The 18,639-nt window shown below is 74.6% G+C and carries 19 protein-coding genes; 10 read left to right on the forward strand and 9 right to left on the reverse strand.

The features are described from left to right. Positions 1–64: 64 nt before the first annotated feature. Positions 65–1,237: an MFS transporter gene (locus tag E4U91_RS04430; RefSeq protein WP_137305341.1), complete on the forward strand. Its 1,173-nt coding sequence runs from the start codon at positions 65–67 to the stop codon at positions 1,235–1,237. A gap of 124 nt (positions 1,238–1,361) precedes the next feature. Next, entirely contained in the window at positions 1,362–2,099 is a 738-nt protein-coding gene (locus E4U91_RS04435) for a maleylpyruvate isomerase family mycothiol-dependent enzyme (RefSeq protein WP_137305343.1), read from the forward strand. Positions 2,100–2,132: 33 nt separating this feature from the next. Here the strand turns inward: E4U91_RS04435 and E4U91_RS04440 are convergent, their stop codons facing one another. Beyond that, complete coding sequence (locus tag E4U91_RS04440) at positions 2,133–2,519, reverse strand: MarR family winged helix-turn-helix transcriptional regulator (protein ID WP_137305345.1); 387 nt, start codon at positions 2,517–2,519, stop codon at positions 2,133–2,135. Positions 2,520–2,606: 87 nt separating this feature from the next. On the opposite strand from E4U91_RS04440, the gene E4U91_RS04445 reads away from it, so the two are divergent. Next, complete coding sequence (locus E4U91_RS04445; protein ID WP_137305347.1) at positions 2,607–4,106, forward strand: MFS transporter; 1,500 nt, start codon at positions 2,607–2,609, stop codon at positions 4,104–4,106. A 94-nt stretch (positions 4,107–4,200) separates the two neighbouring features. Then, positions 4,201–4,485 (forward strand): DUF6332 family protein, encoded by a 285-nt coding sequence (locus tag E4U91_RS04450; protein ID WP_137305349.1) that lies wholly within the window; start codon positions 4,201–4,203, stop codon positions 4,483–4,485. On the opposite strand, the gene E4U91_RS04455 is transcribed toward E4U91_RS04450, so the two are convergent. From E4U91_RS04455 to E4U91_RS04465, 3 genes are all read right to left on the reverse strand, one after another. Further along, complete coding sequence (locus E4U91_RS04455) at positions 4,446–5,111, reverse strand: response regulator (RefSeq protein ID WP_137305351.1); 666 nt, start codon at positions 5,109–5,111, stop codon at positions 4,446–4,448. The genes E4U91_RS04450 and E4U91_RS04455 overlap by 40 nt on opposite strands. Further along, the gene (locus tag E4U91_RS04460) at positions 5,108–6,343 is read right to left on the reverse strand and encodes a sensor histidine kinase (RefSeq protein WP_137305353.1); all 1,236 of its coding nucleotides are present in this window, start codon (positions 6,341–6,343) and stop codon (positions 5,108–5,110) included. Before E4U91_RS04460 ends, E4U91_RS04455 begins: the two co-directional genes overlap by 4 nt. Before the next feature lie 411 nt (positions 6,344–6,754). Next, positions 6,755–7,444 (reverse strand): TetR/AcrR family transcriptional regulator, encoded by a 690-nt coding sequence (locus E4U91_RS04465; RefSeq protein WP_137305355.1) that lies wholly within the window; start codon positions 7,442–7,444, stop codon positions 6,755–6,757. A 147-nt stretch (positions 7,445–7,591) separates the two neighbouring features. Here E4U91_RS04465 and E4U91_RS04470 point away from each other — a divergent pair, with 147 nt between their 5' ends. Next, positions 7,592–8,044 carry a nitroreductase family deazaflavin-dependent oxidoreductase gene (locus tag E4U91_RS04470; RefSeq protein WP_137305357.1) on the forward strand — a complete coding sequence of 151 codons (453 nt, stop codon included), beginning with the start codon at positions 7,592–7,594 and terminating at the stop codon, positions 8,042–8,044. Positions 8,045–8,123: 79 nt separating this feature from the next. Here the strand turns inward: E4U91_RS04470 and E4U91_RS04475 are convergent, their stop codons facing one another. Then, positions 8,124–9,380, reverse strand: a complete 1,257-nt coding sequence (locus E4U91_RS04475; RefSeq protein WP_137305358.1) for a geranylgeranyl reductase family protein — start codon at positions 9,378–9,380, stop codon at positions 8,124–8,126. A 193-nt stretch (positions 9,381–9,573) separates the two neighbouring features. Here E4U91_RS04475 and E4U91_RS04480 point away from each other — a divergent pair, with 193 nt between their 5' ends. Beyond that, positions 9,574–10,929 (forward strand): dipeptidase, encoded by a 1,356-nt coding sequence (locus E4U91_RS04480; protein ID WP_137305360.1) that lies wholly within the window; start codon positions 9,574–9,576, stop codon positions 10,927–10,929. Between the two features lie 159 nt (positions 10,930–11,088). On the opposite strand, the gene E4U91_RS04485 is transcribed toward E4U91_RS04480, so the two are convergent. The 3 genes from E4U91_RS04485 to E4U91_RS04495 form a co-directional block, all read right to left on the reverse strand. Further along, the gene (locus E4U91_RS04485; RefSeq protein WP_137305362.1) at positions 11,089–12,132 is read right to left on the reverse strand and encodes an NUDIX hydrolase; all 1,044 of its coding nucleotides are present in this window, start codon (positions 12,130–12,132) and stop codon (positions 11,089–11,091) included. Between the two features lie 147 nt (positions 12,133–12,279). Beyond that, the gene (locus E4U91_RS04490; RefSeq protein WP_137305364.1) at positions 12,280–12,474 is read right to left on the reverse strand and encodes a hypothetical protein; all 195 of its coding nucleotides are present in this window, start codon (positions 12,472–12,474) and stop codon (positions 12,280–12,282) included. Positions 12,475–12,628: 154 nt separating this feature from the next. Continuing rightward, the gene (locus tag E4U91_RS04495) at positions 12,629–13,582 is read right to left on the reverse strand and encodes an ROK family protein (RefSeq protein ID WP_137305366.1); all 954 of its coding nucleotides are present in this window, start codon (positions 13,580–13,582) and stop codon (positions 12,629–12,631) included. A gap of 239 nt (positions 13,583–13,821) precedes the next feature. On the opposite strand from E4U91_RS04495, the gene E4U91_RS04500 reads away from it, so the two are divergent. The 3 genes from E4U91_RS04500 to E4U91_RS04510 all read left to right on the forward strand — a co-directional run bounded on the left by E4U91_RS04500 (position 13,822) and on the right by E4U91_RS04510 (position 16,115). Then, positions 13,822–14,871, forward strand: coding sequence for a LacI family DNA-binding transcriptional regulator (locus E4U91_RS04500; RefSeq protein ID WP_137305368.1), 1,050 nt, complete (start codon positions 13,822–13,824; stop codon positions 14,869–14,871). 7 nt (positions 14,872–14,878) lie between these two features. Beyond that, on the forward strand, positions 14,879–15,640 hold the full coding sequence (locus tag E4U91_RS04505; protein ID WP_137305370.1) for a hypothetical protein: 762 nt from the start codon (positions 14,879–14,881) through the stop codon (positions 15,638–15,640). 85 nt (positions 15,641–15,725) lie between these two features. Then, positions 15,726–16,115, forward strand: a complete 390-nt coding sequence (locus E4U91_RS04510; protein ID WP_137305372.1) for a VOC family protein — start codon at positions 15,726–15,728, stop codon at positions 16,113–16,115. 71 nt (positions 16,116–16,186) lie between these two features. Here E4U91_RS04510 and E4U91_RS04515 read toward each other — a convergent pair whose 3' ends face one another. After that, positions 16,187–17,491 (reverse strand): DUF6986 family protein, encoded by a 1,305-nt coding sequence (locus E4U91_RS04515; protein ID WP_137305374.1) that lies wholly within the window; start codon positions 17,489–17,491, stop codon positions 16,187–16,189. A gap of 196 nt (positions 17,492–17,687) precedes the next feature. On the opposite strand from E4U91_RS04515, the gene E4U91_RS04520 reads away from it, so the two are divergent. Continuing rightward, a complete protein-coding gene (locus E4U91_RS04520) occupies positions 17,688–18,608 on the forward strand; it encodes an endonuclease/exonuclease/phosphatase family protein (protein WP_137305376.1) in 921 nt (306 codons plus the stop codon). Positions 18,609–18,639: the final 31 nt, after the last annotated feature.

Raw genomic sequence — 18,639 nt, forward strand, 5'->3', positions numbered from 1 at the left:
GGTCGCAACCCTCACCTAGCCTGACTTTGTGCCGCAAATAAACAAAACCCGATCGCACAGCGCCGTGCCGGGAAACGGCAGCCTCCTGTCCCGACTCCGCCTCGTCCTCACCGTCTTCTTCGCCCTCGACGGCTTCGTGTTCGCCGGCTGGGTGGTCCGCATCCCCGACATCAAGGAACAGACGCACGCCTCAGCCGGCGCCCTCGGCCTCGCCCTGCTCGGCGTCTCCGCCGGTGCCGTCGTGACCATGACGCTCACCGGGCGCCTGTGCCGCCGCTACGGCAGCCACCGGGTGACCGTCGTCTGCGCGGTCCTGCTCTCCCTGAGCGTCGCCCTGCCCCCGCTGACCCACTCGGCGCTCGCGCTGGGCCTGGTCCTGCTGGCCTTCGGGGCGGCGTACGGCAGCATCAACGTGGCGTTCAACAGCGCCGCCGTCGACCTCGTGGCCGCGCTGCGACGGCCGATCATGCCGAGCTTCCACGCGGCCTTCAGCCTGGGCGGCATGGTGGGCGCCGGGCTCGGCGGGCTGGTCGCCGGGCTGCTCACCCCGACCGAGCACCTGTTCTGCCTCACGCTGGTCGGGCTGCTGGTGACCGCGCTCGCCGCGCCCACGCTGCTGCGCCACGAACCACCCCGCCGACCGGACCCCGAACCCGCCCCCGGGCCGGGCACGCCGTCCCGTGCGGCCGGCGGCCACCGGCGGCTCGTCGTCGTCTTCGGGCTGATCGCCCTGTGCACCGCCTACGGCGAGGGCGCCATGGCGGACTGGGGCGCCCTGCACCTGAAGCAGGACCTCGGGACGTCGGCCGGGGTCGCGGCTGCCGGCTACGCGTGCTTCGCGCTGGCCATGACGCTCGGGCGGCTGACCGGGACGACCCTGCTGGAGCGGCTGGGCCGCACCCGTACCGTCGTCGTGGGCGGCAGCACCGCGGCCGTCGGCATGCTCGCCGGTTCCCTGACCCCGAGCCCGTGGGCCGCCCTGGCCGGGTACGCCGTCACCGGTCTCGGGCTGGCCAACCTCTTCCCCGTCGCCGTCGAGCGGGCCGGCGCCCTCGCCGGACCCGACGGTGTCGCCACCGCCTCCACGCTCGGCTACGGCGGCATGCTGCTGGGCCCGCCCGCCATCGGGTTCCTGGCGGAGTGGCTGTCCCTGTCGGCGGCCCTGACGAGCGTGGCGGTCCTCGCGGGGATCGCGGCGCTGATCGGGTTCGCGGTGCGGGACGTCGCGCCGGGCTGACCGGCCGAGCCTCCCTCCCGGTAGGACGCCGGTCCGGCTGGCCAGCCCTTCCCCGCCCCTAAGGGCGTGCCGGGCCGACCGGACCCCCTCCCCCGCATGACGCTTGATCGTGCACACTCACCCCATGGAGACTGCGCAGTTCATCGACGTCCTGGACCGGGAGGGCCGGTCGCTCGGCGAGGCCGCCGCCGCGGCCGGGGTCGACGCGAAGGTGCCGACGTGCCCGCAGTGGCAGGTGCGGGACCTGGTGCGGCACACCGGCATGGTGCACCGCTGGGCGACCACGTTCGTCGTCGAGGGGCACACCGCCTACCACCCCGACGGCGGTCTGCCCGACCTCGACGGCGACGCGCTGCTGGCGTGGTTCGAGGAGGGCCACCGGGCCCTGGTCGACGCCCTGTTGGCCGCCCCGCCCGACCTCGCGTGCTGGCAGTTCATGCCCGCCCCCTCCCCGCTGCAGTTCTGGGCGCGGCGGCAGGCCCACGAGACGACCGTGCACCGGGTCGACGCCGAGTCGGCGCGTGGCACGATCGGCCCGGTCGAGCCCGCCGTCGCGGTGGACGGCATCGACGAACTCCTGCGTTCCTTCCACGCCCGCGCCAAGAGCCGGGTGCGCACCGAGCGGCCCCGGGTGCTGCGCGTGCGGGCGACCGACGCGGACGACGCGGTGTGGACCGTACGGCTGTCGCCCGAGCCGCCCGTGGCGGAGCGCGGCGAGTCGGGAGCGGCGGACTGCGAACTCAGCGGGGGGGCCGAGCAGTTGTACCTGTCCCTATGGAACCGGCAGCCGTTCCCCGCGGTCACCGGGGACGCCTCGCTGGCCGAGCTGTGGCGCGAGAAGTCGGCGGTCACCTGGAACTGACGGAAGCTCATCCACCGCCCCGTGCGGGGTGGTTCAGCCCGCGAGCATGCGTCCCAGCACCGCGCGCTGCACCGGCAGCACCCGGCCGTGCAGCGCGCGCCCCTTCGCCGTGAGGACGACGCGGACGCCGCGCCGGTCCTCCGAGCACAGACAGCGCTCGACCAGGCCGTCCTTCTCCAGGCGGGCGATCAGCCGGGACAGGGCGCTCTGGCTGAGGTGGACGCGCTCGGCGATCTCCTGCACCCGGTAGCCGGTGCGGCCGGTGCCCTCCGCGAGGACGTCCAGCACCTCGAAGTCGCTGGCGCACAGGCCGTGGTGGTGCAACGCGCGGTCCAGTTCGCACTGGGTGCGGGCGTGCAGGGCCAGGAGGTCCCGCCACCGCCGCGCGAGTTCCTGCTGCTCACCCCGCGTCGCCGTCATGCGCGGCACCGTAGCAGAGAACGCCTTTCGTTGCACGCGAATTAAATGCACTTGCATTCGATGCATGCGCATGGAATGGTCGTCGCCATGACCACTCCGCTCCCCTCCCCCGCGTCCCCGGCGCCCTCCGCGTCGGCGGTGCGCTGGACTCCCCGGCTGTGGGGCACCCTCCTGGTGCTGTGCGCCGCGATGTTCCTCGACGCGCTGGACGTGTCGATGGTCGGCGTCGCCCTGCCGTCCATCGCGACCGACCTCGACCTGTCCACCTCGACGCTGCAATGGGTCGTCAGCGGCTACATCCTGGGCTACGGCGGCCTGTTGCTCCTCGGCGGCCGCACCGCCGACCTGCTGGGCCGGCGCCAGGTCTTCCTCGTCGCGCTCGGTGTCTTCGCCCTCGCCTCGCTGCTCGGCGGCCTCGTCGACTCCGGCCCGCTGCTCATCGCCAGCCGCTTCGTCAAGGGCCTGAGCGCGGCGTTCACCGCGCCGGCCGGGCTGTCGATCATCACGACGACGTTCCCCGAGGGCACGCTGCGCAACCGCGCCCTGTCGATCTACACCACCTGCGCCGCCACCGGCTTCTCCATGGGGCTGGTCCTGTCCGGCCTGCTCACCGAGGCGAGTTGGCGGCTGACGATGCTGCTGCCCGCGCCCATCGCCCTGCTCGCCCTCGCGGCCGGCCTGAAGCTGCTGCCGCGCAGCGCCCGCGAACGGGACCACAACGGCTACGACGTCCCCGGCGCCATCCTCGGCACCGCGTCCATGCTGCTGCTGGTGTACACGGTCGTCCAGGCGCCCCAGGCCGGCTGGACCTCGGCCCGCACCCTGCTGTCCTTCCTCGCGGTGGCGGTCCTGCTGACCGTGTTCGTCCTGGTCGAGCGGCGCTCGCCCGGGCCGCTGATCCGCCTGGGCGTGCTGCGCTCGGGCAGCCAGGTCCGCGCCCAGCTCGGTGCGATGGCCTTCTTCGGCTCGTACGTGGGCTTCCAGTTCCTGGCCACGCTCTACATGCAGTCACTGCTGGGCTGGTCCGCGCTGCACACCGCCCTCGCCTTCCTGCCGGCGGGCGCGCTGGTCGCGGTGTCGTCGACCAAGGTCGGCGCGATCGTCGACCGGTTCGGCACCCCGCGGCTCATCGCGGTCGGCTTCGCGCTGATGGTCGTCGGGTACGTGCTGTTCCTGCGCGTCGACCTGGACCCGGTGTACGCGGCCGTGATCCTGCCGTCGATGCTGCTCATCGGCGCGGCCTGCGCGCTGGTCTTCCCCTCGCTCAACATCCAGGCCACCAACGGTGTCGACGACCACGAGCAGGGCATGGTCTCCGGGCTGCTCAACACCTCCGTGCAGGTGGGCGGCGCGATCTTCCTCGCCGTGGTGACCGCGGTGATCACGGCGGGCGCCCCGGCCGACCCGACCCCGCAGGCCGTCCTGGACAGCTACCGTCCGGGCCTGACCGTGGTGGCGTGCATCGCCGCCGCCGGCTTCCTGATCACCCTGACCGGCCTGCGCACCCGTCGCCCCCGGCCGTCGGTGGTGGTCGCCCAGTCCACCCTCCGGGAGGCGGAAGCGGACCGCGTGCCGGTCCGCGACTAGGGGGGCGCCTCCCCCCGGTGCCCCGGCGGGCTTCCTTGCCCGCCGGGGCACCGGCCTGTGAGACTCCCCGTATGACGTCCGAGGGGGAACCACTGTGACGGGGCATCAGGGGCGGCGCACCCAGGCCGATCGGGACGCGATCACCGTAGAGATCGGGTACGCGCTGGTCAGCGCGGCCTTCGCGACGGCGGTCGTGGTCGGGGCGGTCGCCGGTCCGGCGCTGCTGTTCGACCTGCCGGCCCTCGCGGAGCGCTCGCTGAAGGGGGCCGCCGTGGTGATCGCCCCGGTGCTGTTCCTCACCCGGGTCGTCACGGTGCTGGTCCGTTTCCGGCGGGGCGCTCAGCCCAGCCAGCCGGGGCGCACCAACCCCGACTCGTAGGCCAGGACGACCAGTTGGGCCCGGTCGCGGGCGCCGAGCTTGACCATGGTGCGGCTGACGTGGGTCTTGGCGGTGAGGGGGCTGACGACCAGCCGGCGGGCGATCTCCTCGTTGGACAGGCCGATGCCGACCAGCGCCATCACCTCCCGCTCCCGCTCGGTGAGGGCGGCCAGCACGTCGGCCGCGGCGGGCTCCTTGGAGCGGGCGGCGAACTCGGCGATGAGCCGGCGCGTCACCCCCGGTGACAGCAGCGCGTCCCCGGCGACCACCGCCCGTACGGCGCGCAGGAGTTCGTCCGGCTCGGTGTCCTTCACCAGGAAGCCGGAGGCACCCGAGCGGATCGCCTCGAAGACGTACTCGTCCAGCTCGAACGTGGTGAGCATGACCACCTTCACCCCGGCGAGGGCCGCGTCGGCGGTGATGCGGCGGGTGGCGGCCAGCCCGTCCAGCACGGGCATGCGGATGTCCATCAGCACGACGTCGGGGCGCAGTTCCCGCACCGCGCGCACGGCCTGCTCGCCGTCGGCGGCCTCGCCGGCCACCTCGATGTCGGCCTGCGCGTCGAGCAGCGCCCTGAACCCGGCCCGCACCAGGGACTGGTCGTCGGCGAGCAGTACCCGGATCACTGGTCCTCCCCCACCTTCCCGGTCAGCGGCAGTACGGCCAGCACCCGGAAGCCGCCGTCCGGGCGCGGACCCGCCTCGATCGTGCCACCCAGGGCGGCGGCCCGCTCCCGCATCCCGGCGAGCCCGTTGCCGCTGCCGCCGGCCTCGGCGCCGGTCGCCGGCCCGTCGTCGTCGATCCGCAGCCGCAGCGACTGCCCGGCGTCCTCCAGGCACACGCGCGCGTACCGGGACCCGGAGTGCCGTACGACGTTGGTGAGGGCCTCCTGGACGATGCGGAACGCGGCGAGGTCCGCGCCGGGGGCCAGCCGCGGCGGCGCGCCCTCCACCCGGACCGTGAGCCCCGCGCGCGCGGCCTGCTCCACGAGTTCGGGCATCCGGTCCAGGCCGGGTGCCGGGGTGCGCGGGGCGTCCCCGGGCGTGCGCAGGGTGTCGAGCACCTGCCGTACGTCGCCCAGTGCCTCCTTGCTCGCGGACTTGATGGTGGTGAGCGCGGTGCGGGCCTGCTCGGGGTCGGAGTCGAGGAGGGCGAGGCCGACACCGGCCTGGACGTTGATGACCGACAGGCTGTGGGCGAGGACGTCGTGCAGTTCGCGGGCGATCCTCAGCCGCTCCTCGTCGGCGCGGCGCCGGGAGGCCTGGGCGCGTTCGGCCCGTTCCCGCGCCCACTGCTCGCGCCGGGTCCGTGCCAGCTCGGACACCGCGACGATCACCACGATCCAGGTGGCGAGCACGAACTCCTGGGTGAGGGAGGCCCGGTCGTCCCCGGCGGGCGGCAGCCACCGGTACAGCCACTGCGCCACGAGCACGTGCACCGCCCACAGCGCGCCCACCGCCCACCAGGCGGCCCGGCGGTGCCCGGCGACGACCGCGGCGAAGCAGGCGACGGCGACCGGCACGAACACCGGCCCGTAGGGGTAGCCGGCGCCGAGGTAGACGGCGACGGCCGCCGCCGTGCCGAACACGACGGCCACCGGCCGGCGCCCGCGCCACAGCAGCAGGCCCGAGGCGACGAGCAGCAGCGCCCGCGCGAATGGGTCCAGCGCGGCCCGCTCGCCCTCCTGGGCGTGGGCCGCGAAGTTCGAAGCGAGCAGGACGAAGGCGGTGATCAGCAGGGTGGACGGCCAGGGCAGCCGGGGGACGCGGGGTTCGCCGTCCTCGCCGCGCCGGGCCCAGGGCGGCCCGTACCGCCACCACCGCCCGGGCCCGCCCGCACCCGCCCACTGTCCGTCCATGCGGCCACGCTAGACGTCCCGGACCGCCCGGCACGTCCGCCGGACGGGGTGACCAGGCGTACTCCCGGGGAAGTACGGGTGGGCCGCCGCGGCGCTGACTGCAGGCGGACGCCGGGAGAGCCCGGCGCGGCCACGACGCGCGCCCCGAGGGGACAGGCGCGACTGAGGCGTGGAGAGCGCGGCAGGACGCGGGCATATCAGGAGGGCCGGCGCGGTCACCAAGAGTGCGGGCGCGACGAGGGCGTCCCGGGCCGCCGCGGCGCTGACGCCAGGCGGGCAGGACAAAGCCGGGAGGGGCGGCGCGGTCGCGGCGCCCGCCTCCGGGAGAGCCCGCGCGGCGACGGCGCGCACCCCGGTGCAGGGACACGAAGGGGAGTGCCCCGGGCCCCGGGAACCGCGCCGTACCGCGGGCTACGGCAGGCCCACCTGGTCGGCCAGCCGGGTCGCCGCGTGGCGGAAGAACGGCTCGCGGTCCTCAACGACCCGGTGGAACTGGCCGAACAACTCGAAGCCCACGAGCCCGTACAGCTGAGCCCAGGCCGCGACCAGGGCCGCCCCGGCCGCAGGCGGCAGGTCGGGCGCGAGGTCGGCGACCAGACGCTCGGCCTCGGGCCGCAGGTCGGCCGGGAGCGGCAGGTCGGCGAGTCCCGGGCCGCGGTGGGCGTCGCGGACGATGCCGATGAGCAGCAGGCCCACGCGGGCGGCGGCCGGGACGGTGGTCTCGGGGGCGTGGTAGCCGGGGACGGGTGAGCCGTAGATCAGCGCGTACTCGTGCGGGTGGGCCAGCGCCCAGCGGCGCACCGCGGCGCAGACCGCGACCCAGCGCTGCCGCGGGCCCTCCTGCGCCGCGGCGGCGTGCGCGGCCTCGGCGGCCTCGCCGAGGGAGTCGTAGGCGTCGATGATCAGCGCGGTGAGCAGGTCGTCGCGACTGGGGAAGTAGCGGTACAGCGCCGAGGAGACCATGCCCAGTTCGCGGGCGACGGCACGGAGCGACAGCCGGGCGGCACCCTCGGCCGCGAGCTGTCTGCGCGCCTCCTCCTTGATGGCGGCGGTGACTTCGATCCGGGCGCGGGCGCGGGCCCCTCGGGCGGTGCTGGTCATGGTGGACAGTGTTCCATGGAACGAGAGCGGTGCACACAAGAGAGAGCACTGCTCTTGCGCCGGCACACCGGCCCGTTCGACACTGAGGGAGCAGACGAGAGCACCGCTCTCGCAACGGGCACCGCATCCACCACCGGGGAGTCATCCATGTCGTCGTCGCCGTACTACCTCAAGGGCAGCCCGCTGAACGTCGGGTTCAACCGCGTGATCGGCTGGCTCGCCCGGCACGGGCTGAGCTTCGCGGGCACGGCCGAACTGTCGGTGCCCGGACGCAAGAGCGGCCGGATGCAGCGCGTCCCCGTCAACCCGCACACCTACGGCGGCGGGCAGTACCTCGTCTCGGCCCGCGGGCACTCGCAGTGGGTGCGCAACATGCGGGCCGCGGGCGCCGGCGAACTGCGCGTCGGGCGCAGGGTGCGGCGCTTCACCGCGGTGGAGGTCCCCGACGCCGAGAAGCTCCCCCTCCTGCGGTCCTACCTGGAGAAGTGGGGCTGGGAGGTCAACCAGTACTTCCAGGGCGTCACCGCCAAGTCCTCCGACGAGGAGATCCTGGCTGCCGCACCCGACCACCCGGTCTTCCGCATCACGGTCGACGGCTGACACCGCGCACAACGCGAGGAACCCGGGCGACGCGGACAGCGGCGGGAGACGGTGGGCGACCGCCTCCCGGACGGGCGGGTCAGGACTCCGCCTGCTCCTGTGCCTCCGGCTCCGCCCGCACCGCCGCAGGCCGCCGGTCGAACGCCATGAGCGCGCGCTGGGCGAGCGGATGGGTCCGCATCAGCTCGCCGAGGGTCGTCCGGCCCCGGGTGATGTCCGCGAACGACCGCCAGGCCGGCCGGAAGCCGGTCAGCGCGGCGTGGAAGACGCCGGGGCGCCGCTCGAACACCGACAGCATGCTCTTGCCGACCGCCATCTCCACGCCCAGCCCCGCCTTGATCGCGAACGCGTAGTTCAGCGCCTGGCGGCGGGTGTCCACCGCGTCGTGCGCCTCCGCGATGCGCACCGCCCACTCGCCCGCGAGGCGGCCCGAGCGCAGCGCGAAGGAGATGCCCTCGCGGGTCCACGGCTCCAGCAGACCGGCCGCGTCCCCGCAGACCAGGACCCGCCCGCGGGACAGCGGCGAGTCGTCGGCCCGGCACCGGGTCAGGTGGCCCGAGGAGATGCTCGGCTCGAACCCGGCCAGGCCCAGGCGGCCGATGAAGTCCTCCAGGTACCGCTTGGTGGCGGCGCCCTCGCCGCGCGCCGAGATCACGCCCACGGTGAGCGTGTCGCCCTTGGGGAACACCCAGCCGTAACTGCCGGGCATCGGGCCCCAGTCGATGAGCACCCGGCCCTTCCAGTCCTCCGCGACGGTCTCCGGGACGGGGATCTCCGCCTCCAGGCCGAGGTCCACCTGGTCCAGCTTCACCCCGACGTGGGCTCCTATGCGGCTGGCGCTGCCGTCGGCGCCGACCACCGCGTGGGCCAGCAGCGTCTCGCCGCCCTGGAGGACGACCGCGACGGTGCGCCGGTCCGGGACGGCCGAGCCGTGCTGCTCGACCCGCGTCACCGTGACGCCGGTGCGCAGTTCGGCGCCCGCCTTCTGGGCGTGCTCGACCAGCTGCTGGTCGAACTCGGGCCGGTTGATCAGCCCGAACAGCATCTGCCGGGAACGGCGGGTGCGGCTGAAGCGGCCGTTGTTCGAGAACGTCACCGCGTGCACCCGGTCTCTGAAGGGCAGCTCGAAGCCGGGCGGCAGTGCGTCACGGGAGGGGCCGATGATGCCTCCGCCGCACGTCTTGTAGCGCGGCAGCTCGGCCTTCTCCAGCAGCAGGACGCGTCTTCCCGCGACCGCCGCCGCGTACGCGGCCGAAGCCCCCGCGGGTCCCGCGCCCACCACGACGACGTCCCACACCTGCCGCACGTCGTCCGCCGAAGAGTTCTCGCTGCTCACGATGGTCTACTGCTCCCGATCCGCCGCCTGCCGCTGCTGTCCCCCGCATCCTACGGCGGAGATCGTCACGCACCGCCGGGCAGGGAGACGACCGCGAGATGCCCCGCGCCCCGGCAGGCGCGTACGCTCGCACGGTCGTTACGCACACACGTGCGCTCACGAGTACAACGTCGCACCCACAAGGAGCGTGCCCATGTCGTCGCATCCGATCGCCGGGACCGTCGCCGCGCTGATGCCGCAGGCCAGGACGGAGCTCGCCGAGCTGGTGGCCTTCCGGTCGGTGGCGGACTTCGACCAGTTCCCGAAGAGCGAGAGCGAGGCCGCCGCGCGCTGGATCACGGAGGCGCTGGCCGCCGAGGGCTTCCAGGACGTGGCCGTGCTCGACACGCCCGACGGCACGCAGTCGGTGTACGGCTACCTGCCCGGCCCCGAGGGTGCGAAGACCGTCCTGCTCTACGCCCACTACGACGTGCAGCCGCCGCTCGACGAAGCCGGCTGGACCACTCCGCCGTTCGAGCTGACCGAGCGGGACGGCCGCTGGTACGGGCGTGGCGCCGCCGACTGCAAGGGCGGCGTGATCATGCACCTGCTCGCGCTGCGCGCCCTGAAGGCGAACGGCGGGGTCCCGGTGCACGTCAAGGTGATCGCCGAGGGCTCCGAGGAGCAGGGCACGGGCGGTCTGGAGCGGTACGCCGAGGAGCACCCGGAGCTGCTGGCCGCCGACACCATCATCATCGGCGACGCGGGCAACTTCCGCGTCGGCCTGCCCACGGTCACCTCGACGCTGCGCGGCATGACCATGCTGCGGGTGCAGGTCGACACGCTGGAGGGCAACCTGCACTCCGGGCAGTTCGGCGGCGCGGCGCCCGACGCGCTGGCCGCGCTGATCCGGGTCCTGGACTCGCTGCGCGCCGAGGACGGCTCGACCACGGTCGACGGGCTCGCCGGCGAGGCGTCCTGGGAGGGCCTGCAGTACGCGGAGGACCAGTTCCGCCAGGACGCCAAGGTCCTGGACGGCGTGGACCTGATCGGCTCCGGCACGGTCGCCGACCGCATCTGGGCCCGCCCGGCCGTCACCGTCCTCGGCATCGACTGCCCGCCGGTGGTGGGCGCCACGCCGTCCGTGCAGGCGAGCGCGCGGGCCCTGATCAGCCTGCGGGTGCCGCCGGGCGTGGACGCGGCGGAGGCCACCAAGCTGCTCCAGGCCCACATCGAGGCCCACACGCCGTGGAACGCGCGCGTGCGCGTGGAACAGGTCGGCCAGGGCCAGCCGTTCAGCGCCGACACCACCAGCCCGGCGTACGCCGCGATGGCCGACGCGATGGCGGCCGCCTACCCCGGCCAGGAGATGCAGTACGCCGGCCAGGGCGGCTCCATCCCGCTGTGCAACACCCTCGCCGCCCTGTACCCGAGCGCGGAGATCCTGCTGATCGGCCTCAGCGAGCCGGAGGCCCAGATCCACGCGGTCAACGAGAGCGTCTCGCCGGAGGAGCTGGAGCGCCTCTCGGTGGCGGAGGCCCTGTTCCTGAGCAACTACGCGACGGACTGACCCGCGGGACACACCCGGGGGCGGCGGATGATGCCGCGGCCCCCGGGAGGTCAGGGCGGCGGGCGCTGCGGCCCCCCGGGAGGTCAGGGGCGGTTGGCGCGGCCTCCGGGAGGTAGGGGGGTGGCGCGGCCTCCGGGAGGTTGCACGCGCGCCGTGCGCCTAGCCCACCGGCTCCCCCGCCTCCAGGTACAGCGCGGCGCCCCGTTCGCGGGCGCGCAGGGCCCAGCGCAGGCGGGTGTAGCGGACCGGGGGCAGCAGGGTGGCCGCCTCCTCCTCGGTGGCGAAGCGCCAGGCGCGCAGTTCGGGGCCGGGCAGCAGCAGGCCCTCGACGGCCGCCGGGTCGAGCCGGCCGCCGTCGAAGAGGAGGCGCAGACCGCCGTAGCCGGGCGGCTTCGGCGGCTCCCAGTCGACCACCAGCAGCCGGGGCACCTCGGTGAGCCGTATGCCGGTCTCCTCCTCGACCTCGCGCATGCCCGCCCGCGCGGGTGCCTCACCGCGCTCGACGACACCGCCGGGGAACTCCCAGCCGGGCTTGTAGGTCGGGTCGACCAGCAGCACGCGGTCCTGGTCGTCGAAGAGCAGCACGCCCGCGGCCTGCGTCTCGGCGGTGGGCTCGGGGGTCTGCACGATGTCGCAGACGGGCACCGCGCCGGTGCTCACGGCCTCCGCGATGCGCACGGCGGCCTCGCGCGCGGTGAGGGCGCCGGTGTCCACGAGGTGGGCGTCGGCGGCCAGCCAGGAGGCGAGCGCCACGCGGTACGGCTCGATGTGGTCGTACGCCCATCCGCGCGGCCGCAGCTCGTCGTCGGGCAGGTCGTCGGGCACCTCCCGCTCGGCGATCCGTCGGCGCAGGATCGTTTCCGCCGGGGCGAGCAGCACGTGCCGTACGGGGACGCGGCGGGCCGCGAGGCCGCCGAAGATCTCGTCGCGGTACTCCTGGCGCAGCAGGGTCATGGGGACGACGAGGGTGCCGCCCAGCTCGGCGAGGAGCGCCGCCGCCGTGTCGATCACCAGGCGCCGCCAGATCGGCAGGTCCTGGAAGTCGCCGACCTCGGCGAGGCGTTTGGCCGGCAGCAGGTGCGGGAGTCCCGCCCCGATGACCTCGGGGTCGAAGAGCGTGCTGTTCGGGATCAGTTCGATCAGCTCCCGTGCGGTGGACGTCTTCCCCGCACCGAACGCGCCGTTGATCCAGACGACGGTCACGTGTCCCCCTCTTCTGTTGGCCCCCTGTGGCTTGCCCGCTCCACCCTGCCACGGAAACCAGGCCCAGTTGAGGGCGCCCCGGACGACGGCGACGGCGCCGGCACCCCTTCGGGGCACCGGCGCCGTCGTCCGGGGAACCGGCCCGCCTCAGTCGGTGCGCCCCGGCGCGTCGTCGTCGAGGGCGAAGCTCTCGCTGGCGATGGTGTGGTCCAGGGACGTGAGGGTGTCCCCCACGTTCAGGTTCCCGAGGTCCCCGGCGTCCTGCCCGTGGGACGGGGTGATGGCCGCGACGACGAACCCCGTGGCCAGGGAGGCGATGGCGAGCATGCTGCGCTTCTTCATGCCGGGATCAACTACGCGACGGGCCGGGAGGTCACGGGCCGGGGCGGTCACCGACCGCCGGGTGGCCCACCGGACCGACTGCCGGGCGGCCCACCCCGGGCCCTGGGTGCGCCCCCCGCCACCCCTGGCCGCCGGGAACGTTCCTGCCGCCCGTTCACACCCCCGCCGGTGCCGTCCCCGCCCTCCCCGCCAGCGCCGCCGCGGCGGCCCCCACCAGCCCCGCGTCCGTGCCCATCTGGGCCGGGACCACGGTCAGGCGCCGGACGAACGACAGGGTCGCGTACTGCTTGAGGGCCTTGCGCAGCGGGGCGAACAGCACCTCGCCCGCCTTGCCCACACCGCCGCCGACGACGGCGATGTCGATCTCCACCAGCGTCGCCGTGGCCGCGATGCCCGCGCCGAGGGCCTGGGCGGCGCGCTCGAAGGAGGCGACGGCGACCGGGTCGCCGGCCCGCGCCGCGGCGGCCACCGCGGCCGCGGACGTGTCGCCGTCCGGGCCCGGCCGCCAGCCGTTCGCGAGCGCCCGGCGGGCGATGTTCGGCCCGCTCGCGATCCGCTCGACGCAGCCGCGCGCCCCGCAGGGGCACGGATCGCCGTCGAGGTCGACGCTGATGTGGCCGATGTGACCGGCGTTGCCCGTCGGCCCCGGGTGCAGACGGCCGTTGAGGACCAGTCCGCCGCCGACGCCCGTGGAGACCACCATGCACAGCGCGTTGTCGTGGCCGCGCGCCGCTCCCTGCCAGTGCTCGGCCGCCGTGATGGCCACGCCGTCGCCGATCAGCTCGACGGGCAGGTCCCCGGTGACGGCGCGGACCCGGTCGACCAGCGGGTAGGCGCGCCAGCCGGGCACGTTGACCGGGCTGACGGTGCCCGCGGAGGCGTCCACCGGCCCCGCGCTGCCGATGCCGACGGCCCGCGCCCGCCCCCACAGCTCGGACGCGGTCAGCTCCCCCAGCACCTCCGCGACCGCCCGCATGACGGTGTCGCCGTCCTCCTGGGCGGGCGTGGGGCGCTGCGCGCGGACCAGGATCGTGCCGTCGCCGTCCACCAGCGCCCCGGCGATCTTGGTGCCGCCGATGTCGAGCGCGGCCACGAGGTCGGTGTGCATCAGTCAGGGATCTCCCGCTCACCACGAAAAGGGCTGGCCGGTCCAGCGGTGGGGGACGCGGGCCGGAGATTGCGATGGACAGTCTCCCCCGCATCTGACAACGTTGTCCAGGCTCTATGCTCGACGCCACATCCTCATACACACCACGGACTTCCGCATCCCCGCGGACCCGTTCCGTGCGGACCGGCCCCGCCGGGCCCCCGCGGACCCGTGGACCACAGGACAAAGGACTCCGCATCGTGCCCGAGACGCCCCGCCGCGCCGACCGTCCGAGCGCCCCACGCTACGGCAACCGTCCCACCATGAAGGACGTCGCCGCCCGCGCGGGCGTGGGCCTGAAGACCGTGTCCCGGGTGGTCAACGGCGAGTCGGGCGTCACCCCGGAGACCGAGCGGCGGGTCCAGGAGGCCATCGACGCGCTGGGCTTCCGCCGCAACGACAGCGCGCGCGTGCTGCGCAAGGGCCGCACCGCCAGCGTCGGCCTGGTCCTGGAGGACCTCGCCGACCCGTTCTACGGCCCGCTCAGCCGCGCGGTGGAGGAGGTGGCCCGCGCCCACGGCGCCCTGCTGATCAACGGCTCCAGCGCCGAGGACCCCGACCGGGAGCAGGAGCTGGCGCTGGCGCTGTGTGCCCGCCGGGTGGACGGCCTGGTGATCATCCCGGCCGGTGACGACCACCGTTACCTGGAGCCGGAGATCAAGGCCGGTGTGGCCACCGTGTTCGTGGACCGGCCCGCCGGGGGGATCGACGCCGACTGCGTCCTGTCGGACAACTTCGGGGGTGCCCGGCAGGGCGTCGCCCACCTCGTGGCGCACGGGCACCGCCGGATCGGCTTCATCGGCGACATGCCCCGCATCCACACCGCGTCCGAGCGGCTGCGCGGCTACCGGACGGCCATGGAGGACGCGGGGATAGCCGTCGAGGACGCCTGGATGTCCCTGGGCGCCACCGACCCGGCGCGGGTGCGGCGCGCGGCCGAGGAGATGCTGTCCGGGCCCTCGCCGGTCACCGCGGTCTTCTCCGGCAACAACCGTGTGACGGTCACCGTGATCAGGGTGCTGGCCGAGCAGTCCCGGCGGGTGGCCCTGGTGGCGTTCGACGACCTGGAACTGGCCGACCTGCTCCAGCCGGGCGTCACCGTCGTCGCGCAGGACGCGGCGGCCATCGGGCGTACGGCGGCGGACCGGCTGTTCCGGCAGCTGGACGGGGCGCTCCTGCTGCCCGAGCGCATCGAGCTGCCCACCCGGCTGATCGCGCGCGGCTCGGGCGAGCTGCCCCCGGCGGACTGAGGCACCGGTGGAGTCGGGAGCCACGCTGGAGGAACTGGGGCTGGCCGACGCCCCGCGCGCGTTCCCGCTGGCCTATCCCGGTGCCTGGCCACGGGAGTCGGGACTGCTGGCCAGCGACCGGATGCTGCCCCTGGACCGCCTGGTCCACCCGGACCGCACGCCCGTCCTGTGCGTCGGCTCCAACGCCTGCCCCGGCCAACTGCGCGACAAGATGGCCATGTTCGGGATCACCGCGCCGGTCCCGATGGTGCGGTGCCGGGTCACGGGCCTCGGGGTCGGTGCCTCCGCCCACATCAGCCGCATGGGGTACGTCTCGGCGGCGCCGGTCCGCTGCCCCGCCGCCGTGCGGGAGTTGGTCCTGCTCTGGCTGGACGCCGAGCAACTGGCCGTGATCGACGCGAGCGAGGGCGCCACGCTGCCCGACGGCAACTTCGTGCGCGTACGGCTGCCCGTGCCGGACGTGCGGGTCGAGCCGGCGGACGGCACGGTCCTGCCGGAGGTGTTCGCCTACGCCAACCGCCGGGGCGTCCTGCACGACGGCACCGGCGCGCCGCGCGACCACCCCGGGCAGCGCGCCCTGATCACGGAACTCCTGCTGGCCTCCCCCGCGTTGCGTCGGCTCCTCGGGAACACCCCGGAGGAGTTCTGCGCCCGGGCCCGGGCCGACGCGCACCTCTGCGTGCGGGGCACCCGGCTGTTCGCGCGGGAGGGGTGGGTGACCCGGTCCGGGCTGGAACACCTGTTCAGCGACGCGGGGGTGCCGGACTAGGATCGACGTACGGCATCGCGTGTCGGTCACCGGCCGGGTGAGGCATGGAGGTGCCCGTGAGATTGCCCGCGGAGGCATTCCACACATGTCCGTCGAGTTGAACCACACCATCGTCCACGCAAAGGACCACCACGAGTCCGCGCGCTTCCTGGCGCACGTGCTGGGGCTCGAAGTCGGCCCCGAGTGGGGCCCGTTCGTCCCGGTCGCCACGAGCAACGGCGTCACCCTGGACTTCGCCGCGATCCCCGCCGAGTCCATCGTCACGCAGCACTACGCGTTCCTCGTCCCCGACGACGAGTTCGACGCCGCCTTCGAGCGGATCCGGCAGGCCGGGATCACCTACTTCGCCGATCCGCACGGCCGGCAGCCCGGCGAGATCAACCACCACCACGGCGGCCGGGGCCTGTACTTCCTCGACCCCGCCGGGCACGGGATGGAGATCATCACGCGCCCGTACGGCAGCCACCCGCAGTAGGGCGTCCGGGCCGGGCCGCCGTCGCGCTCCCGCGCACGGCGGCCCGGCCTCCGCCGTCCCGCCCGCCGGACCTACTTCGTCGACGCCGTGAGGTCGCCCCGGCGGGGCGCGGCGAAGCCCTCCAGCTCAGTACGGGTCAGGCCGGTGGCCTCCGTGACCTCGGCGGTGTCCAGGGCGCCGCAGTCCAGGCCGCGCAGGAGGTAGCCGCTGAGGGCCTTGGCGGTGGCGGGCTCGTCCATGACGTCGCCGGCGGTGCGGCTGGCGTAGCGCGCGAGTCGGGCGGCGGCCTGGGCGAAGCCCTCGCGGTAGAAGGCGAACACGGCGGCGTAGCGGGTGGGCAGGTGGCCGGGGTGCATGTCCCAGCCCTGGTAGTAGGCGCGGGCGAGGGCGCGGCGGGTCAGGCCGTAGTGCAGCCGCCAGGCGTCGTGGACCTGCGCGGCCGGGCCGACGGGCAGCACGTTGGTGGAGCCGTCGGAGACCCGGACGCCGGTGCCGGCGGCGGCGACCTGCATGACGGCCTTGGCGTGGTCGGCGGCCGGGTGGTCGCTGGCCTGGTGGGCGGCGGAGACCCCGAGGCAGGCGCTGTAGTCGAAGGTGCCGTAGTGCAGGCCCGTGGCGCGGCCCTCGGCGGCCTGGATCATGCGGGCGACGGTCGCGGTGCCGTCGGCGGCCAGGATCGCCTGGCTGGTCTCGATCTGGATCTCGAAGCCGATCCGGCCGGGCTCCAGGCCGCGCGCCTTCTCGAAGGCCTCAAGCAGCCGGACCATCGCGGTGACCTGCTCGGGGTAGGTCACCTTGGGCAGGGTCAGGACCAGCCCGTCCGGCAGTCCGCCGTGCTCCGTCAGGCCGGTGAGGAAGACGTCGAGGGTGCGGATGCCCCGGTCGCGCACCGGCGCCTCCATGCACTTCATGCGGATGCCCATGTACGGGGCGGCGGTGCCGTCGGCGTACGCCCCCGCGATCAGGCGCGCGGCGCGGGCGGCCGCCTCGTCCTCCTCGGCGTCGGGGCGGGGGCCGTAGCCGTCCTCGAAGTCGACGCGCAGGTCCTCGACGGGCTCGCGCTCCAGCTTGGCGCGCACGCGTGTGTACACCGGCTCGGCGAGGTCGTCCGGCAGGCCGAGGACGGCGGCGAAGGACGCGGCGTCGGGGGCGTGCTCGTCGAGGGCGGCGAGGGCCTGGTCGCCCCAGGTGCGCAGGGTGTCGGCGGCGAAGGCGTCGCCGGGGACGTAGACCGTGTGGACGGGCTGGCGGGTGCCGGGGTCGCCGGGGTAGCGGCGCTCCAGTTCGGCGTCGACCGGCGCGAGGGAGGCGCTGATCTCCTCGCCGACGGCGCCCGCGAGGCTCGTCGCCACCGTCTCCTGCTGGCCCTGCCCCATGCCACACCCTCCTGTTTTCCGCTGTGCGGAATCAACAATCCGTAGAACGAAGCTAACGGGGATCTTCCCGCGGGTCAACACCCGGTCCACCAACTGGTCCGCCACCGGAGCGCTCCTCCATCCCTCCTTCGCCGTCCGGCCCCTTCCGTCCGGCGTCCGCTCCCCCCATCCTGACGCGCAGGGGGAAGGAGGGCACATGGCGGGCCCGGGAGGAGTGACGCGCCGGACGGGGCTGCGGACGGCACTGGCGGCCGCCGTGGCGGTTCCGCTGCTCGCGACGGTGCGGGCCTCCGCCGCCCGGCGCGCACCGGAGCGCACCGCGGCTCCCCCGCCGCTGGAGGTCATGAGCTACAACCTGCGCTTCGCCTCCCCCACTCGCCCGCACAGCTGGCCCGAGCGCCGTCCGGTGATGCGGGAGCTGCTGCGCCGGGCGGCTCCGCACGTCATCGGCACCCAGGAGGGCCAGGGCCCGCAGCTCGCGGACGTCGAGTCCGATCTCGGGCCGCACTACGACTGGCTCGGCACCGGCCGCGACGGCGGCGAGGACGAGTCGGCGGCGGTCTTCTACGACCGGCGCCGGCTGGTGCCGGTCGGCCACGGAGACTTCTGGCTGTCCGACACCCCCGGCCGGGCCGGCTCCAACACCTGGGGCGGCGCCCACCCGCGCATGGTCACCTGGGTGCGCTTCCACGACCGGGCGGCCGGCGGACGGCCGTTCTGCGTGCTCAACACCCACCTGGACAACGGGAGCGCGTACGCACGCGCGCGGGCCGCCGCCCTGATCGCCGACCGCGTCCCCGGCCTCGCCGGGTCCGCGCCGCTGGTGGTCACCGGCGACTTCAACGCCATCGCCCACGAGAGCCCCGCGCACGCCACGCTGCTCGGCGCCGGTCTCGTCGACACCTGGGACGCCGCCCGCAGCCGGGGTCCGGCCTACGGCACGTGGCACGGCTGGGGGGCGCCGGCGCCGGGCGGGGACCGGATCGACTGGATTCTGGCGACGCCGGACGTGACGGTCCTGCGGGCCTGGGTCGACCTCTCCGCGGACGGCGGGCAGTGGCCCAGCGACCACTTCCCGGTGTGTGCGTCGCTGCGGCTCCCGGCGGCCCCGGAATGAGCCGAGGCCCCCGCGACCGGAAGGGGTCGCG

This window comes from Streptomyces lasalocidi (assembly GCF_005280215.1).
Classification (GTDB): domain Bacteria; phylum Actinomycetota; class Actinomycetes; order Streptomycetales; family Streptomycetaceae; genus Streptomyces; species Streptomyces longwoodensis.

Excerpts from the sequence above, each read along its gene's own strand:
- E4U91_RS04480 (WP_137305360.1), top strand. The coding sequence starts at position 9,574 with ATGTCGTCGCATCCGATCGCCGGGACCGTCGCCGCGCTGATGCCGCAG.
- E4U91_RS04465 (WP_137305355.1), bottom strand. The coding sequence starts at position 7,444 with ATGACCAGCACCGCCCGAGGGGCCCGCGCCCGCGCCCGGATCGAAGTC.
- E4U91_RS04495 (WP_137305366.1), bottom strand. The coding sequence starts at position 13,582 with ATGCACACCGACCTCGTGGCCGCGCTCGACATCGGCGGCACCAAGATC.
- E4U91_RS04515 (WP_137305374.1), bottom strand. The coding sequence starts at position 17,491 with ATGGGGCAGGGCCAGCAGGAGACGGTGGCGACGAGCCTCGCGGGCGCC.
- E4U91_RS04520 (WP_137305376.1), top strand. The coding sequence starts at position 17,688 with ATGGCGGGCCCGGGAGGAGTGACGCGCCGGACGGGGCTGCGGACGGCA.
- E4U91_RS04490 (WP_137305364.1), bottom strand. The coding sequence starts at position 12,474 with ATGAAGAAGCGCAGCATGCTCGCCATCGCCTCCCTGGCCACGGGGTTC.
- E4U91_RS04470 (WP_137305357.1), top strand. The coding sequence starts at position 7,592 with ATGTCGTCGTCGCCGTACTACCTCAAGGGCAGCCCGCTGAACGTCGGG.
- E4U91_RS04435 (WP_137305343.1), top strand. The coding sequence starts at position 1,362 with ATGGAGACTGCGCAGTTCATCGACGTCCTGGACCGGGAGGGCCGGTCG.
- E4U91_RS04510 (WP_137305372.1), top strand. The coding sequence starts at position 15,726 with ATGTCCGTCGAGTTGAACCACACCATCGTCCACGCAAAGGACCACCAC.
- E4U91_RS04445 (WP_137305347.1), top strand. The coding sequence starts at position 2,607 with ATGACCACTCCGCTCCCCTCCCCCGCGTCCCCGGCGCCCTCCGCGTCG.
- E4U91_RS04460 (WP_137305353.1), bottom strand. The coding sequence starts at position 6,343 with ATGGACGGACAGTGGGCGGGTGCGGGCGGGCCCGGGCGGTGGTGGCGG.
- E4U91_RS04440 (WP_137305345.1), bottom strand. The coding sequence starts at position 2,519 with ATGACGGCGACGCGGGGTGAGCAGCAGGAACTCGCGCGGCGGTGGCGG.